Origin of the sequence: Pseudomonas sp. 65/3-MNA-CIBAN-0223, from assembly GCF_040310425.1 — a bacterium.
In the GTDB taxonomy this organism is placed as follows: Bacteria; Pseudomonadota; Gammaproteobacteria; order Pseudomonadales; family Pseudomonadaceae; genus Aquipseudomonas; species Aquipseudomonas gregormendelii.
The window spans coordinates 1-280 of record NZ_JBEOPV010000103.1 but is presented as its reverse complement, the minus strand read 5'-3'; the positions used below and the strand labels follow the sequence as shown (position 1 = coordinate 280).

At 62.1% G+C, this 280-nt stretch carries 1 pseudogene; it reads left to right on the top strand.

From position 1 onward, the window contains the following. Positions 1-249: pseudogene (locus tag AAEZ09_RS28105) on the top strand (tryptophan synthase subunit beta); the annotation flags it as partial. Positions 250-280: the final 31 nt, after the last annotated feature.

Below are 280 nucleotides of genomic sequence, written 5' to 3'. Positions count from 1 at the left end.
CCACAGCACAGTTATCTCAAGGACATCGGCCGGGTGAACTACCAGACCGCGACCGACCAGGAATGCCTGGATGCCTTTATGACTCTATCGCGTGTGGAGGGCATCATCCCTGCCTTGGAAAGCGCCCATGCCGTGGCCTGGGCGATTCGCACCGCGCCGACGCTGGGCAAGGACAGCCATATCCTGGTCAACCTTTCCGGCCGCGGCGACAAGGACGCCGATTACGTCGCCAACCTGCTCGGCCTGTAACACATCAGCGCGGGCCGACAGTGCATATGCG